This is a genomic window from Aquabacterium sp. (genome assembly GCF_049274795.1).
Classification (GTDB): Bacteria; Pseudomonadota; Gammaproteobacteria; order Burkholderiales; family Burkholderiaceae_C; genus Aquabacterium.
The window spans coordinates 1-17,052 of record NZ_JBASTH010000042.1; the positions used below are offsets into that span (position 1 = coordinate 1).

The following is a 17,052-nucleotide window of genomic DNA, read 5'->3' on the forward strand; positions in this document are numbered from 1 at the left end:
GCCTCACGCCCTGCCCCGCCCTCCAACCGCGACCTGCCCGGCATCGGGGTGGCCGTGGCGCCGCTGGTGGTGGTCGTGCTGGTCAACCTGCTGTGTAGCCTGTGGCTGCTGCCCCGGCTGGACACCAGCTACCTGGCCGAGGCGCGCTTTGGCGGCATCTCGCTGAGCCACATGGGCGGCGTGTGGGCCGTGCTGCTGGCCCTGGCCGCCGGCATCCTCACGCTGCTGGCCCTGCAGCGCCCGCGCCTGGCCAGCCCCAAGGCCAGCATCGACGCGGGCGCCAACGCCGCTGTGCTGCCCGTGCTGTCAGTGGCCAGCCTGGTGGGCTTCGGCGCCGTTGTCGCGGCTCTGCCCGCCTTCGCGTCCGTGCGTGACTGGGTGCTGGGCCTGGGGGGCGGGCCACTCGTGTCGCTGGCCCTGTCCACCAACATCCTTGCGGCACTGACCGGTTCGGCCTCGGGCGGGTTGACCATCGCGCTTGATGCGCTGGGCGCCACCTACCTGCAACTGGCCCAGCAGACCGGGCTGGACCCCGCCCTGCTGCACCGCGTGGCCGTGATCGGTGCGGGTACGCTCGACAGCCTGCCGCACAACGGCGCGGTGGTCTCGCTGCTGGCCGTGTGCGGCTGCACGCACCGCGACAGCTACGTCGACATCGTGATGGTGGGCGTGATCGGGCCGATCATCGCGCTGGTGGCTGTGATCGCGCTGGGCTCGCACTTCGGCAGCTTCTAGCCTGGGCCAAGGCCTGCGGGTTTCCACTTAAGTTCGCATGACCCCGCATGATCGGCTTGCGCCAGGGCGGTCTTAGTTGACACAACCGAGCGATCCCCCGGGTATCAAACACCTGTTGGCTATGTGAGGATTTGCCTGAGCCGGATGTCCGGCAACAGCAGTACCCACTCCCACCGATGCTCGGCGGTCGCCTCACCTCGTTCTCACAACCCCTGCACGGCCTGGCGGTCAGCGACAAGCACCGCCGCCGGGTCAAGGCCTTGCTGCTGTTCGGCAGCACCATGTGCATCCTGCTGGGCCTGGGCTGGGGCGGCTACTACCTGCTCAAGGCCAAATGGCTGCTGATGTCGATGGACCTGGCCCTGGCCACCATCGGCGCCATCGCGCTGGGCTGCACCCTGACGGAACGCACCCGCCTGGCCGCGCTGCTGTCGGTGCACACGCTGCTCATCGTCGTCTGCATCATCTGCCTGTTCGACACGCCCATTGCCGGGGTGGCGCGTTCGGCGCACATGCACCTGCTCACGGTGGCCGCGGCGTCCTACCTGCTGTTTCGGGGCGAGAACGCCTACCTGCGCCTGGGCCTGCCCGTGGCCAGCTTCGTGGCCTGCCTGATCTTTGCCGGTAGCGACATCGGCATCACCAACCCGGCCTACCAGCCGCCCATCGAGACACGCGCCATCACCGTGTGGATCAACAACGCCACCTGCTTCATCAGCATCGCCATGGTGCTGGCGATCATGCAGTCGGACGTGGCCGCCCGCAACGCCATCGAAGACGATCTGCGCACCGCGCTGGCCCAGGGCCACTTCAGCCTGCACTACCAGCCCCAGGTGCGCGAGGATGGCCGCGTGATCGGCGCCGAGGCCCTGCTGCGCTGGGAGCACCCGCAGCGCGGCATGATCCTGCCGGGCAAGTTCATCGCCCTGGCCGAAGAGACCGGCCTGATCGTGCCCATCGGCGACTGGGTGCTGCGCAAGGCCTGCGCGCAACTGCTGAACTGGGCGCAGGATCCGCGCACGGCGGGGCTCTCGCTCTCGGTCAACGTGAGCGCTTCGCAGTTCCGCCAGCCGGATTTCGTCTCCCAGGTGCTGGAGATCGTGCACCGCAGCGGCATCGAGCCCTCGCGCCTCAAGCTGGAGCTCACCGAGAGCCTGCTCGTCAAGGACGTGGACGAGGTGGTCAGCAAGATGGCCGAGCTCAAGTCGCATGGCGTGGCCCTGTCGCTGGACGACTTCGGCACCGGCTACTCCTCGCTGAACTACCTCAAGCGCCTGCCGCTGGACCAGCTCAAGATCGACCAGAGCTTCGTGCGCGACCTGCTCAACGACCCCAACGACATGGCCATCGTGCGCACGCTGGTCTCGCTCAGCCGCAGCCTGAACCTGATGGTGATCGCCGAAGGCGTCGAGACCCGCGAACAGCTTGACTGGCTACGCGACAACGACTGCCTGGCCTACCAGGGCTACCTGTTCAGCAAGCCCCTGCCCATCGAGCAGTTCGAGGCCTTCGTGCGCGCGCCCCGCGTGCCAGACCCTGCGCCTGCAAGCCCCACGGCCGTACCGACAGAGCTGGCCTGAACATACACCTAGGGAAAGCCCGAGGCGCCTGAGCCTTCCGCGCGGCGAAAAACCCGCAACACTGTTGCATTAAACGAGGGATCGAGCCAACAGGCTCCAGCACCCTCGACCGACGGTGTCCCATGCAAGTCTCTCCCACCCACTTGAAGATCCTGGCGTCCGCGCTCGACGTGGAAGGCTTCGACGCCCGCCTGATCGCCCAGCGCTGCGCCATCGATTCGATCGATGCCCTGGAGCAGGCAGGCACCTGGGTCGACCTGGACGTGTTCGACCAGGCCATGGCCGCCGCCATCGAAGCCAGTGGCGATGGGAGCTTCGGCCTGGTGGTGGGCAAGAGCATCGCGATGATGCAGTTCCGGCTTTTCACGCCTTTGGCGCTGTCGGCCCCCAGCCTGCGCCAGGTGCTGGCGGATCTGCTGTACTTCAGCCCTCTGGCCCTGCAGCGCTGCGAGGTTGAACTGGTAGAGACACCAGGCAGCGCACGCCTCGAGATCGAGCCCCTGGTGCAGCGCGGCCGCAGCGGGCGCTTTCGCACCGAGCAGGTCATCAGCAGCACGATGCAGATGCTGCGGCTGGCCGGCGCCGAGCCGCGCGACATCCTTCAGATCCAGTTTCCCTACCCTTGCCCCGAGGGCCTGGAAGGCCGCTACGCGGCCGCCTTCGGGCGCCATCTCAGCTTCGGGCAGGCCGCATGCGCCATCGTCTTCAACCCGGCCCTGCTGGACGCCCCCCAGCCCACTCACGACCCGCTGGCCTACACCGCCGCGCGCACCCGCGCCGAGTTGGCCCTGGCCGCCAAGGGCCATGGCAGCGACCTGGCCGAGCAGGTTCGCCAGCATGTGCTGCAGGCCTTTCCGCACCAGGCCTCGGTGCAGGAAACCGCCGCCCACCTGGGCATCAGTGAGCGGCGGCTGCGGCGCCAGTTGCAGATGCTGGGCCTGTCGCACTCCGACCTGGTCCAGCAATGCCAGCGCCTGGCCGCCGAACGCCTGCTGGCCGATGGCGCCCTGCCGCTCAAGCAGGTGGCCGATGCCCTGGGCTTCTCCTCAGTGAGCACTTTCCACCGGGCGTTCAGGCGCTGGGCGGGCGTCACGCCATCGGCCTGGCGCGAAGGCCGCATGGCCTGACAAACCCACGGACAAACCCGAACTCCCCCCGGATGCGCGCCGGGAAAACACCGCACGCCTCGGCAAATAGATTGGTCAGTACGGCTATTGGATCGCGGGGCCGGCCCTTCTAGCATGGGGCTCACAACAGAACCACGCTCCCAATGCGTTATCGAGGAGACACCGCATGTTCACATCCACTTTTCCGGTTACCCGCTCGAGCCGCCACTTCGCGCTGCGCAGCACCATCGCCGCTGCCCTGATCGCGCTGTCTGCTGGCACCACCGCCACCGCGCAGACCACCACCCTGGGCACGCGCGGCAGCACCGCCAGCGACAGCACCGCCATCACGAGCAACGCGGGCAGCACCTGGAAGGAGTACAAGCGCGCCGCCGAATACGCCGACGCCGTGAGCCTGCCGCTGCAGTTCATCACCATGGCCGACGGCAAGAAGCTGGCCGTGCGCGTGACCGTGCCGGCCGATGCCAAGGGCAAGCCGGTGGCCGGCACCTTCCCCGCCATCCTCACGCAGACCGCCTACCGCATCGACCTGGGCCAGTTGCTGGGCTATGTGGTGCAGACGGGCAACTCCCTGCTGGTGGGCGGTCAGGACAAGTTCATGGTGCAGCGCGGCTATGTGTCCGTCGCGGTCGACGTGGTCGGCACCGGCATGTCCAGCGGTGAAGGCGCCTTGCTGGGCACCGAAGAGCAAGAGGGCTACGCTGCGGCGGTGGACTGGGTCACCCAGCAGCCCTGGTTCAACGGCAAGCTGGGCCTGGCCGGCACCTCCTACCTGGGCATCACCAGCCTGCAGACCGCCAAGCAGCAGCACCCCGCCGTGAAGGCCGTGTTCGCGCAAGTGCCCATGGGCGATGCCTACCGCGGCACCGTCGGCATCGGCGGCCTGCTCAACGCCAAGTTCATCAGCCTGTGGCTGCCGCTCACGCACACCCTGAGCGTGCAGAACGACATCGCCAAGCTCAACTTCCCGACCTGGTCCGAGCAGATCGAACAGGCCAACCAAGAGCACATCGCCTCCATCGACAGCTGGTACCTGCCCACCGTGGACGGCGCCATGACGGGTGTGACCGGCTATTCCACCGACGACGGTGATTTCTGGGCCGTGCGCTCGCCCATCGAAGGCGCCTCGCGCATCAAGGTGCCCACCTTCATCGTGGGTTCGTCCAACGACATCTTCCAGCGCGACGAGCCGCTGCTCTATGAGCAACTCAAGAAGAACGTCAACGCCAAGATGCTGATCGTCAAGGGCTCGCACGCCGAGGCCGTGCTGGCCGCCGCCACCGGTGCCAACAACCTGCTGGGCAACGGCGCGCCGGGCTCGGCCTCGCTGATGCTGCAGTGGTTCGACCAGTACGTGCGCGGCATCAACACCGGCGCGGCCTCGCTGCCCAACGTGACGCAGTTCGTCGAAGGCTACGGCGTGCTGGGCACCACCCGCTACAGCAAGTCCACCGATTGGCCGCACCCGCAGATGACGCCGACGCGCCTGTACCTGCGCGGCAACCAGACGCTGACCGCCGCCAAGCCCGGCAGCGGCGAGACCGCACGCTTCGTCAAGGAGCCCAAGGCCGCCGTGGTGACCTACGCCAAGAGCGATTCGGGCAAGACCGTGAGCGCCAGCGTCGAGATCAACGACGGCAGCGATTGCTCCAGCAGCATGGTGCAGTGGTCGCTGGGCATCTCGGGCCTGCTGCCCAAGGCCTGCTACACCAACAGCAACACGGTCGAGAAGTCGCAGGGCGCCGCCATCTACGAAACGCCCTTCCAGACCCAGGACATGTACCTCAACGGCCCCATCCAGGCTGACCTGTGGGTGGCGACCACCAAGACCGAAGCGGCCGTCTCGGTGCGCGTCGATGCGGTCGACATCCTGGGCAAGGCCACGCCGCTGTCCACCGGCCTGCTGGCCGTCAGCCACCGCGCCATCGACACCACCCGCTCGCGCTACGTCAAGGGCGTGATGATCCAGCCGTGGCACCCCTTCACCGAGGCCGCCCGCCTGCCGGTGATCCCTGGCCAGGCCATGCAGGTGTCCGTCGAGGTGTTCCCGGCTGCGGCCCTGATCCGCAAGGGCCAGAAACTGCGCATCGCCATCAGCGCCAGCAACCAGGCCATGGGCGTGTGGCCCAAGCCCCAGGAAGCCCAAGCCGCCGGCGGCGTGACCACCATCTTCAGCGATGCCAACCGCCCCTCCAGCGTGGTGCTGCCGGTGGTGCCGGCCAGCGCGCTGAACTGATCGACGCAGGCTAAGGCCTGCTTGAAGGTCAAAAGCCCCTGACGGCGCAAGCCGTCAGGGGCTTTGTCCATGGTGGGTCAGGCGGGCGCTCGCCGCTGGTGTGTGCCGCGGCGGATCAGGCCGCCAGCGGGCTGGCCATCGGGGCTTCGCTGCCCAGGATCAGGTCCGCCGCCTTCTCCGCGATGGCCACCACCGGGGCCTGTGTGTTGCCGCCCACCAGCGTCGGCATCACCGAGGCATCCACCACACGCAGGCCCTCAACGCCATGCACACGCAGTTGCGCATCGACCACGGCCATCTGATCCGGCCCCATGCGGCAGGTGCCCACGGGGTGGTAGACCGAATCGGTGCGGGCGCGCAGCACGGCGCGAATCTGCTCGTCAGTCTCGATACCGGCGGTGAACAGCTCGGCCTGCCGGCGTGAGGCCAGGGCCGGCGCGTCCATCAGGCCCTTGGTGATCCGGTAGCCCTTGACCATGTCCTCCAGATCCTGGGGGTGGGCAAAGAAGGCCGGATCGATGTCCGGTGCTTCCAGCGGGTTGGGGTTGCGCAAGGTGACGCGCCCCCGGCTGCGCGGACGCAGCAGACACACGTGGCAAGAGTAGCCGTGCGCCGCGTGCAGGCGCCGTGCATGGTCTTCCGCGATGCTGACCACGAAGTGCAATTGCAGATCCGGCGCGGGCAAGGCGGGATCGGTCTTGAGAAAGCCGCCGGCCTCGGCGTAGTTGCTGCTGATGGCGCCGGTGCGGTGGCGCACGTAGCGACCGATCTCGCGCGCGGTGCGCCACAGGCCGGCCGGTGAGAAGCCCATCAGGTCCAGGCTGCGCGCGCGGTAGGCAAAGATGAAGTCTGGGTGGTCCTGCAGGTTCTCACCCACCCCGGGCAGATGCTGGCGCACGGTGATGCCCATGCGCTGCAGTTGATCGCCCGGGCCGATGCCCGACAGCATCAGCAGGTGCGGCGACAGGAACACGCCAGCGCTGAGCACCACCTCGCGCCGGGCCCGCAAGCGAACAGGCCGGCCCTGCTGCAGCCCTTCGACGCCCACCACGCGGCGCCCTTCGAACAACAGCCCCGTCACCTGCACGCCGGTGCGCACATCCAGGTTGGGCCGCTGGCCGATGTGTGGGTGCAGGAAGGCCCTGGCCGCGCTCCAGCGCTCGCCATCACGCTGCATCACCTGGTAGGCGCCCAGACCTTCCTGCGTGGCGCCGTTGAAGTCATGGTTGATCAGGTGCCCGGCCTGGCGGGCGGCTTCCAGGAAGTGTTCGTGGAAAGGATTGCCCGTGCGCAGCCCGCTCACGGGCAAGGGGCCGCCACGACCATGGAACGCGTCCTCGAAGTGCTCGTTGTCTTCGCTGCGGCGGAAGTAGGGCAGCAGGTCCGCATAGGACCAGCCGGGATTGCCCAGGGCGGCCCACTGGTCGTAGTCACTGGCGTGGCCGCGGATGTAGACCATCGCGTTCATGCCCGAGCAGCCGCCCAGCATCCGGCCACGTGGCTGATAGCCGCGCCGGCCATCCAGCCCGGGCTGGGGCACCGTCTCGAAGGCGTAGTTGTTCAGGCGCGTGGGCAGCATGGCCACGGCCGCCGCGGGCGCGCGCACCACCCAGCTGTCGCCGCGCCCGCCGGCTTCCAGCACGGCCACGCGCAGGCCCGGGTCGGCACTGAGGCGGCCGCCCAGCACACTGCCAGCGGTGCCACCACCCACCACGATCACATCGAAGGTGTCTTCAGGCTTGATGGATGAGAGAGGCTGGTTCACGGCGGTCAGGACATCGAAGGCACGAACATGGCCGGGATGCTCCGCTGCACGCAAACACACGGCCATCGTCGTATTCGACGGTTCAGGCGGCAAACCCTCGACCCAGCCCACCTCACGGCGCCGTCCGAAAATCGTCGCTCCTGACGAGGGGCCCTGGGCCGGCGCAGGCCTAGTGTGCTCGGGCTGCGAGGGATCCGCCTGGCCCGCGCGACACGACACGGCAGTTCCAAGGCACCTGCACCCAGGAGACCCCACGATGTTCTGCCACCTCAAAGGCATGGCCGCGCCCATGCTGCTCGCCTGCACCCCGGCCCTGGCCGCCCTGCCCCTGCTGGACCAGCCCGCCCACCGCGCGCCCTGGAGCGCAGCCTGCGAAGGCCAGCCCGATGCCACCGTGCTACCGCTGGACCCGCGCACCCTGGTCGTGCCCGGCGTGAACCGCGCCGGCAGCGCCGTGCAGTTCAACGCCTGGTTCGTGGACCTGCACAACCCGCCCGAGCCCTATGTGAACAAGCTGCCGGCCCGCCCGCGCACCTGCGGTGAGTTCCGGGCAGCCTCCGCCCGCGGCTTCAAGTACATCACCGGCAAGCAGTACTTCCAGTCCTTCGGCACCATCGCTGGCTTCAACCAGCTCTGGAAGGTGTGGGGGCTCAAGAACCGGCCGGCCGATTTCGACGACCAGGTGATGAAGCGCTACGGCTCCGCCCCCGCGCCCTGGCACAACCCCTACCCGCTGCCCGGCGAGGATCCGAACAAGACCAACGGCGGCAGCGGCCAGCTGCCCATCGGCCTGCTGCAGGGCCGTGACGACAACGGGCGCTGGAACGGCCAGTTGGGCTCCACCTGCTCCGGCTGCCACGACTCGCGCCTGGGCAACCCTGACGAGCGCCCCTTCAGCTTCGGCCGCTCCAATGACGCGGGCGATGCGGGCCTCGGCCAATCCGACACCTTCCGCGCCAACGGGCCGACCGTGATCCTGCAGTTGGCGCCGATCCCCTGGAGCGTGGGACGCGGCACCAGCGATGCCATCGGCATCCTCGACGCGCTGCCCGCCATCTGGGACATGGACTCGCTGCTGCTCTCGCCCAGCGTGCTGGAGTGGTTCCCCTCGCACGCGGCCGGCATGTCCAAGGCCCCGCACTGGTATCACCGTGCCTGGAAGACGCGCCAGTTCTGGGACGGCGCCCTCACCTCCGACAACGTGCGCTCGGAGATGGCCTTCGCCGTGGCCAACCTCACGCGCAGCGCCGCTCAGCGCCGCGACATCTACTACGAGTTCGAGGACATCAACGTCTGGCTGCTGTCGCTGTCTCCGCCCGCCTGGGATCAGGGCGCCATCGACGTCCCCCTGGCCGAAAAGGGCGCCGTGCTCTTCCACGAACGTGACCTGTGGGCCAATGGCGCCAACGCCGACATCCCCAAGCAGCCCGGCAATGGCTCGTGCGCCAGCTGCCACGGCGTGTACTCGCCCCGCCACGCGGCCGACCCCGCCTTCCTGCCCGATCCGCGCCTCAAGGGCGTGGCCGGCGTCATCACCCCGACCGAGACCATCCAGACCGACGACAAGCGCGTGGGCCTGATGCAGGACGACCGCAAGCGCCGCGCCTGGCAAACCTCCTGGTGGGCCTACAACGAACTCAACCCCAAGTGGAAGGGCTGGAACGACAAGCTGCTGATCAGCCAGCTGCGCCGCATCCCGCGCCGCACCTACGACCTGGGCTATGGCGCCCCGCCCACCTACTCGCCCACCGGCCCCAACGAATGGCTCAAGCCCTTCGGCTACGTGGCCCCGCCGCTGTACGGTGCCTGGCAGGGCGCGCCCTACTTCCACAACGGCAGCGTGCCCACGCTGTGGGACGTGCTCAAGCCCTCGGACCGCCCCAAGATCTGGCAGCGCCGCTACACGCCGGCCGGCATCGGTGGCAAGAACCAGGGCTACGACAGCAGCCTGTCGGCCTATGACTTCAAGAAGCTGGGCTGGAAGGTGACCGAGCTGCCTTGCAACAACAGCCAGAACACGGCCTCGCCCTTCCTGCCCTGCAGCAACGGCATGAGCACCATCGACCAGGTCTTCGCCGGCATCGCCAATGCCGTGGCGGCCAACAACTCGCTGGCCTACCAGTCGCCGCCGCCCGTCACGGACAAGCAGATCCAGTCACGCATGATCTTCAACAGCCACCTGTACGGCAACGGCAGCGGCGGGCACACCTTCACCCAGTCGCTGACCGACGAGGAACGCTGGGCGATCCTGGAGTACCTCAAGACCTTGTAGACGACAGAGCGCGCATTCGTCAGTTTCGACGATTGGGCCCGGGGCGCGAAGCTGGAACACTTCGCGCCACCGATGCCCTGGAGCGATTCCCGATGGTCCTGACCGATGCCGACAAGGCCTTCCGCGACGATGTGCGCGCCTTCCTGCAAGAGTTCCTGAGCGATGAGCTGCGCCGCGACGGCCGTCGCTGCTCGGGCATCTTCGCCGACTACCCCGAGGGCATCGCCTGGCACCGCATCCTGGCCAAAAAGGGCTGGAGCGCCCCGCGCTGGCCCGTGGAACACGGCGGCACCGGCTGGTCGCCGCGCCAGCTCTATCTGTTCAACCGCGAGCTCTGCGAGGCCGACGCCCCGCCGCTGGCGCCCATGGGTACCGGCATGGTCGGGCCCGTGATCATCGCCTTCGGCACACCCGAGCAGCAGCAGCGCTGGCTGCCCGGCATCCTCTCCGGCGAAGACTACTGGGCCCAGGGCTACTCGGAGCCGCAATCGGGCTCGGACCTGGCTTCGCTGCAGTGCAAGGCCGTCCGTGACGGCGACCACTACGTCATCAACGGCACCAAGATCTGGACCACGCACGCGCAGTACGCCAAGCGCATGTTCTGCCTGGTGCGCACGGCCAGCGGCGGCAAGCCGCAGCAGGGCATCAGCTTCCTGTGCTTCGACCTGGACACGCCGGGCATCACCATCCGCCCCATCATCAGCATCTCGGGCGATCACGAGCTCAACCAGGTCTTCTTCGACGACGTGCGCGTGCCGGCCAATGGCCTGATCGGTGGCGAAAACCAGGGCTGGGCCATCGCCAAGTACCTGCTGCAGCACGAGCGCGGCAACGCCTGGGCGCCCCAGCTGCGATCGCGCCTGCGCCGCCTGCACGAAGCGCTGGCCGAGGCCTTCCCGGGCACCGGCCCCCAAGATGATGCCGAGCACGCCCGCCTGCGCCATGCGCTGGCCGATGCCCATTGCCGCATCGATGCGGTGGAGGCACTGGAGATGCAGGCCCTGCAGGCGCACGAGCGCGGTGAGCCCCCCGGCATCCGCCCCTCGATGACCAAGCTGCTGGGCACCGAGCTGCGCCAGCACATCACGGAGCTGGGCGTGGCCATTGCCGGCCACCCCAGCCACCTGCGCGTGCCCATGCCCGAGTGCGATGCACTGGGCATCCCGGAAGAAGCGGCCTTCGCGATGTCGGCCTACCTCAACGACCGGGCCGCCTCCATCTACGCCGGCACCAACGAGATCCAGCGCAACCTCATCGCCGCCGACATCCTGTCGCGCTGAGCAGCCGCACGCCTCACACGCGCCCTCCCGTTTCGGCCCTGTCCGCCCAGCACGACCTTCAGGCACAACCTTTCATGAGCACGCCCTTCGACCTCGACGACACCCAGCGCATGCTGCAAGACAGCCTGTCGCGCTTCCTGGCAGACCAGCACGGCCTGGAGCAACGCCTGCACCAGCTGGACCAGGCCCACGACACACCGCCCTTGTGGCGCACCTTGGCCGAAGACCTGGGCATCCTGGGCGCCGGTTTTGGCGAAGACCAGGGCGGCCTGGGCGGTGGCCTGGCCGAGCACCTGCTGATCATGGAGGCCTTCGGCGAAGCGCTGTACGTGGGGCCGTACGTTTCGACGGCGGTGATCGCCGGCAGCCTGCTGCAGGGCAGCCCCGAGCCAGCCTGGCAAACACTGCTAGGCCGCATCCTGGAAGGGCGCGCCATCGCAGCGTTCGCTCACACCGAGCCCGCCGCGCGGCATGGCTGGCAAGGCCTGCGCACCCGCGTGAGCGCGCATCCGTCTGGCGATGGCCTGCTGCTGAGCGGCCACAAGACGGTGGTGCACGGCGCGCGTTGGGCGACCGACTTCCTGGTGACGGCGCTTGATCCGCGGGCCGGCCAGGGCGACCAGGGTGTGTCGCTGCTGTGTGTGCCGGCACAGGCCCCCGGCATCCGGCGCACCGATGTGCGCACCATCGACGGCGGCCATGCCAGCGAGCTGTTCTTCGACAACGTGCCCGTGCAGGCCACCCAGTGCGTGAGCCCCCGCGGCCAGGCGCGCCCCCTGGTGGAGCAGGCGCTGGACGAAGCCACGCTGGCCACCTGCGCCGAAGCCCTGGGCGTGCTGCAGCGCCTGATGCGCGACACCCTCGACTACGTGCGCCAGCGCCGCCAGTTCGGCGCCCCCATCGCCAGCTTCCAGGCCCTGCAGCACCGGCTGGCCGACATGCACTTGGCGCTGGAGCAGGCCCGCGCGCTGACCGCCGCCACCCTCCCGCTGCTGCAGGATGCGAGCGCCGAGCAACGCGCCACGGCTGTCTCATCGGCCAAGGTCAGCGTCAACCGCGCCTGCCGCCTGGTGGGGCAAGGCGCCGTGCAGCTGCATGGCGGCATGGGCATGACGGAGGAGCTGGCCATCGGCCACTACTTCCGCCGCGCCACGATGATCGAGCAGCAGTTCGGCCCGAGCGACTGGCACATCGACCGCATCGCGCAGGCACACCAGACGCAGCAGGCACCGCGCTGATCAGGGGATCACGGCCAGGCGCCTCGCCATGGCCACCGCCTGCATGCGGTTGTGCGCGTTGAGCTTGGCGTTGATGTTGCGCAGGTGCGTGCGCACCGTGCTGTCCGACACATTGAGCCGCACGGCCAGCGCGCCGTTGGAATGCCCTTCGGCCAGCAGTTGCAGGATGCGCACCTCCTGCGGCGTGATGGCACTGGCGCCGGTCGAACCCGGCGTGCTGGCCTCGGCCTGACCCAGCCCCACCGCCCCCGGCAAGGCCTCCAGGGCCGCCGCCAGGTTCTGCAGGTATTCCACCCACACCGGGTCGGCCTGCTGCGCGCCCAGATCCTCCTGACGCGCCTGCACGCGCTGCACCAGCGCCAGCATCGCACCGCCCTCGTCCAGGATCAGGCGCATGAAGCCTTCCTGGCAGGCCTGGCGCAAGGCCAGCTCCATGGTGGCCGCACTGGCCGCGATGTCCGCGCAGCGATGCTGGGCCAGCGCCAGCAGCAGGCGCAGCTTCATGGCCCGACGATGGCGCCCACCAGCCTCGGCCGCCGCCAGTTCCGCCTCGACCAGGGGCTTGGCTGCACGCGCATCGCCAAACGCCAGTTCCCAGCGCAGTCGGCCCAGGGCCAGGTACTCCAGGTCGTGCGAGGGCAGGCGCTGGATCAACGGGTCGTCCCACACGCCGGCCACCTCGGCACTGGCCAGGGCATCGCGCGCCACGCGGGACTGCCCCTGCAACACATGGATGCGGGCGCGCTCCAGGGCAGCCGCAGCGACGGCGCGCGGCAGGCGCCGCTGGTGCCCCAGGTACTGCAGATCGGCCAGCGCCTCCAGCGCCAGCGCCACATCCCCACGGGCCAGCGCGATGCGGGCACGGATCGCGTGGCCCATGATCATGTGGTCCGGCAGGCCACCGGCACTGGCCTGCTGCAGGTACACGTTCAAGCGGCGCTGGGCATCGTCCAGCCGGTTGACCTCGTACAGCGCGCTGGCGTAGAGCACGCCGCCCCAGGTGTTGCCGTGGGAGCTGTGCCCCGGCATGCCGCTGTCGCCCAGGGCCATGCGCAGGCGCGCCATGGCCTGGTGCAGGCGGGCCTCGTGCAGGTCGAGCATGCCCTCCACCGACTCCGTGTAGGAGTGCGTGAAGGCATTGCTGCTGGGCGTGCGGCGGGCTCTGTCCAGCAACTGGTGCGAGGTGGACGGATCACCCAGCACCCACGCCACATGGGCCAGGATGTTCATCAGCCCGATGTCGGAAAACGAGCAGCCCGTGGGCATCTGCGCCAGGGCCTTGCGGCCGGCGTCCATGGCCTCGGTGTACTGGTCCGTCATGGCCAGCAGCAGCGGGCGCAGTGCGCGCAGCTTGACCTGCACCTCTGCATCGTTCGAGGCATTGCACGGTGCCGCCTGCAATTGCACACAGGCCTGGGAGGGCCCCAGCACGAAGCAGGTCGCCCACACGGCGATCACCTCCAGCCGGGGGTAACCCGCCAGCGCGGCCGAAGGGATCAGCCCGAACCAGCGGTGCAGCAGGCGCATGCGCCCCTGCTCCAGGAAGCGCTGCGCATGCTGTGCCAGCAGCACCAGGGCATGGGGGATGTCCCCGCCCTCGATGGCGTGGTCGATGGCGGGCACCGGGCGGCCATGCGCCTCGTACCAGGATGAGGCGGCCAGGTGCAGGCGCGCGAACTCATGGGGCTGTTCGCGGGCCAGGTGCCCCCGCAGGAAGTCGGCGAACAGGCTGTGATAGCGCCAGCCCTGCTGGGCGCTGGAGCCCGGCACAGGCTGCACGGGCCGAATGAACAGGTCGGCCGCTTCCATGTCCTGCAGCATGCGTTCGCAATCGGCCAGGGTCTGGCCTTCGGCGCGGGGCGCCAGCGCGTGGCACAGCGAAGCATCGAGCTGGTGCAGCACGCTGGTGCGCAACAGGAACTGGCGCACATCGCGCGGCTGGCGTGCCAGCACGGCATCGGCCAAGTACTGCGCCACCGCCACGTTTGAGCCCGAGAACTGCGCGATGAAGTCATTGTCCAGGCCGCGCTTGTCCAGCGCCACGGAAGCCAGCCACAAGGGCGCTATCCAGCCTTCGGTCTTGCTGTGGAGCTGCCTCAAGGCCTCCGCCGGCAGGTGCCCGTTGCCGCGCAGCTCGAAGAAGCGGCTCGTCTCCTCGACAGAGAAACGCAGGTCTTCGGCATCCACTTCCAGCAATTGTCCGTGGGCGCGCAGGCGCCCCAGGCCCAGCTCGGGCACGTTGCGTGAACCCACCACCACCTGGGCCCCATGGGGCAGGTGCTCGATCAGCTCACGCATCATGCCCAGCACCGACGGCTCATGGATGCACTCGACATCGTCGAGGAAGAGCACGAAAGGCTGCTCGCAGGCCGACAACTGATCCACCAGGCCCAGCAGCCCGCGCGCGCGTCCACCTTCCACCAGGTGCGTCACCGCGGCCGCCAGGCATTGCAGAAAGCGCGGCAGGTCGTTGTCGGCGCGGTCCACCGTGAGCCAGGCCGTCTTCACGCCAGCGGCTTCGAGGCGTTCACGCAGTTGCGCCATGGTCGTCGTCTTGCCGAAACCGGCAGGCGCCCGCACCAACACCAGCCGGGCATGCGCGCCGCCATCAGCGCGTTCAACGATGGCCATTCGATGCACGTGATTGGCCCGTGCGGCCGGTGGGCTGGTCTTGGCGGCAATCACCGCGGCACCGGGCGATACGGGCGGCTGAAGCACGGTGGACGAAGCGGGCGATGACATGGACAGACTCACTCATGAACCCCGAAAACGCGGTCATCTTGAGTGAATCGCGCCCCTCAAGGCAGAGGGTTTACGCGCAGCCCGCACAGCCCCGCCCAAATCGTCCGAAGTGACGATGTTGCGCGCAGACACGTCTTCATACAGTGCCCTGGCGATTCCATCCAAGCAACGTAGGAGACCCACATGGGAGTCTTGATCAATGGGGATACTTTCCGCCTGAAGCCACTGCACATCATGGCGTGCATGGCCTGGGGCTGCGCCGTCACGGCACACGCGGGCACCATCGAATTCGGCAACGGCGCCGAAGCCATCTGGTCGCTCAACGCCTCGGTGAGCGGCGGCTGGCGCGCCAAGGGCATCGACAAGGATCTGCTCGGCGTGGGCGATGGCGGTTCGGGCTCGGCCTACACCGCCTCGGCCGACAAGAACTTCGGGCGCGGCGACAACTTCAGCACGCTCGTGCGGGTGATCGGCGACGTCAACCTGCGCAAGGACGACTACGGCCTGATGCTGCGCGCCAAGCTGTGGGACAACCTGCGCCTGAGCGGCAGCAGCGTGCCCTTCGGCGCGCCCAGCAACGACTACCGGCCTGATTCGCGCCTGGACGACTCGCAGTTCGACACCAACCTGTCGAAGTTCCGCGGCGCCGAACTGCTCGATGCCTATGTGTACGGCAGCTTCGACCTGACAGACACCGCGCAGCTCAAGGTACGCCTGGGCCAGCACGTGGTGAACTTCGGCGAAAGCCTGTTCGTGCCCGGCATCAACCAGTACCAGGTGCTGGACGTGAACGCGCTGCGCCAGTCGGGCACGCTGCTCAAGGAAGCCATCCTGCCCGTGCCGCAGCTGTCGGCCAACCTGGGCCTGGGTGACGGTGCGTCGCTGGAAGCCTTCTACCAGTTCAAGTGGAAGCGCACCAGCATCGACGGTTGCGGCACCTACTGGTCGCCCGCCACGGCGCTGAACTGCACGCGCGGCTCCACCCTGGTGGCCAACGACACGGTGTTCGGCGTGCAGAGCTCGCGTGACCACTGGATGGGTGGCATGGGCGGTGCGCTGCCCAACTTCCGCTTCTCGCTGCTGGACGACAAGGACGGCGAGGACCAGAACCAGTTCGGCCTGGCCTTCAAGAAGATGGTCGAGTCCATCGACACCGAGGTCGGCGCCTACTACGTGAGCTACACCACGCACGTGCCCAATCTCTCTGGCGTGCGTGACACGACCACGGTGCCCGGTTCGGCCTACTATCTGGGTGGCACGCCACTCGGCTCGGTGTTCTGGGATTATTCGGCCGACAAGATCAAGGTGCTCGGCCTGTCCGCCTCTACCGTGATCAAGGGCTGGTCGGTGTCGGGTGAAGTCAGCTTCACGCAGGACTACCCCGTGCAGATCAGCTCGGTCGATGGCTTCTACGCCATGGCAGCGCCTGGCCCCGGCGGCACCGTCGGTGTCGGCCCCATGGCCCCACGCTGGGGCTCGACCGCATCGCCCCTGGGCTCGAACACCTACAACCGCGGCTACGACCTCAAGGACAAGACGCAGATCCAGGTCTCGACCATGAAGCTGCTGTCCAACGTGATGGGTGCGTCTTCCGGCACGGTGCTGGGCGAAGTGGCCTTCCAGCACTGGAACGGCATCGGCGATCCGTACAGCAGCGTGCGCTACGGGCGTGGCTTTGAATACGGTGCAGGTCCGCACGCGGCCTACGGTGGCGCCTGCCCCGCCGCCGCCACCAACCAGGCCAACTGCACGCAGGACGGCTACGTCACCCCCACCGCCTGGGGCGTGCGCGCCCTGGTCGAGCTGGAGTACCCGGACGCCATCCCGGGCGTCGTGGTCAAGCCCCGCCTGTTCATCTCCAAGGATGTCAAGGGCTGGTCGGCCGATGGCGTCTTCAGCCAGGGCCGCCACGTGATCTCCCCGGGCGTGAAGTTCGACTACGCCAAGCGCTACACCCTGGATGTGAGCTACACGGCCTTCAACGAAAAGGCTCGCTTCGACAGCTTCCACGACCGCGACTTCTTCGCGCTGGTGCTGGGCGCGAGCTTCTGACCCACAGAACACTGGAGACCCCGAT

The 17,052-nt window shown here is 68.4% G+C and carries 9 protein-coding genes and 1 pseudogene; 8 read left to right on the forward strand and 2 right to left on the reverse strand.

Translation table 11 applies throughout. The features are described from left to right. From WAQ08_RS06955 to WAQ08_RS06970, 4 genes and pseudogenes are all read left to right on the forward strand, one after another. Window positions 1–735, forward strand: a pseudogene (locus tag WAQ08_RS06955) (GntP family permease); the annotation flags it as partial. A gap of 176 nt (window positions 736–911) precedes the next feature. Next, the gene (locus WAQ08_RS06960) at window positions 912–2,315 is read left to right on the forward strand and encodes a putative bifunctional diguanylate cyclase/phosphodiesterase (protein ID WP_422190336.1); all 1,404 of its coding nucleotides are present in this window, start codon (window positions 912–914) and stop codon (window positions 2,313–2,315) included. A gap of 122 nt (window positions 2,316–2,437) precedes the next feature. Then, window positions 2,438–3,442, forward strand: a complete 1,005-nt coding sequence (locus WAQ08_RS06965) for a helix-turn-helix domain-containing protein (RefSeq protein WP_422190338.1) — start codon at window positions 2,438–2,440, stop codon at window positions 3,440–3,442. 166 nt (window positions 3,443–3,608) lie between these two features. Next, entirely contained in the window at window positions 3,609–5,678 is a 2,070-nt protein-coding gene (locus WAQ08_RS06970) for a CocE/NonD family hydrolase (protein ID WP_422190340.1), read from the forward strand. Window positions 5,679–5,793: 115 nt separating this feature from the next. On the opposite strand, the gene WAQ08_RS06975 is transcribed toward WAQ08_RS06970, so the two are convergent. Next, entirely contained in the window at window positions 5,794–7,509 is a 1,716-nt protein-coding gene (locus WAQ08_RS06975; protein ID WP_422190342.1) for a GMC family oxidoreductase, read from the reverse strand. A 190-nt stretch (window positions 7,510–7,699) separates the two neighbouring features. On the opposite strand from WAQ08_RS06975, the gene WAQ08_RS06980 reads away from it, so the two are divergent. From WAQ08_RS06980 to WAQ08_RS06990, 3 genes are all read left to right on the forward strand, one after another. Next, window positions 7,700–9,715: a hypothetical protein gene (locus WAQ08_RS06980; RefSeq protein ID WP_422190344.1), complete on the forward strand. Its 2,016-nt coding sequence runs from the start codon at window positions 7,700–7,702 to the stop codon at window positions 9,713–9,715. A 92-nt stretch (window positions 9,716–9,807) separates the two neighbouring features. Next, the gene (locus tag WAQ08_RS06985; RefSeq protein ID WP_422190346.1) at window positions 9,808–10,995 is read left to right on the forward strand and encodes an acyl-CoA dehydrogenase family protein; all 1,188 of its coding nucleotides are present in this window, start codon (window positions 9,808–9,810) and stop codon (window positions 10,993–10,995) included. A gap of 74 nt (window positions 10,996–11,069) precedes the next feature. Beyond that, window positions 11,070–12,233: an acyl-CoA dehydrogenase family protein gene (locus tag WAQ08_RS06990; protein WP_422190348.1), complete on the forward strand. Its 1,164-nt coding sequence runs from the start codon at window positions 11,070–11,072 to the stop codon at window positions 12,231–12,233. Here WAQ08_RS06990 and WAQ08_RS06995 read toward each other — a convergent pair whose 3' ends face one another. After that, window positions 12,234–14,975, reverse strand: coding sequence for a LuxR C-terminal-related transcriptional regulator (locus WAQ08_RS06995; RefSeq protein WP_422190350.1), 2,742 nt, complete (start codon window positions 14,973–14,975; stop codon window positions 12,234–12,236). Window positions 14,976–15,158: 183 nt separating this feature from the next. On the opposite strand from WAQ08_RS06995, the gene WAQ08_RS07000 reads away from it, so the two are divergent. After that, window positions 15,159–17,027: a DUF1302 domain-containing protein gene (locus tag WAQ08_RS07000; protein WP_422190352.1), complete on the forward strand. Its 1,869-nt coding sequence runs from the start codon at window positions 15,159–15,161 to the stop codon at window positions 17,025–17,027. The last annotated feature ends 25 nt before the right edge of the window (window positions 17,028–17,052 follow it).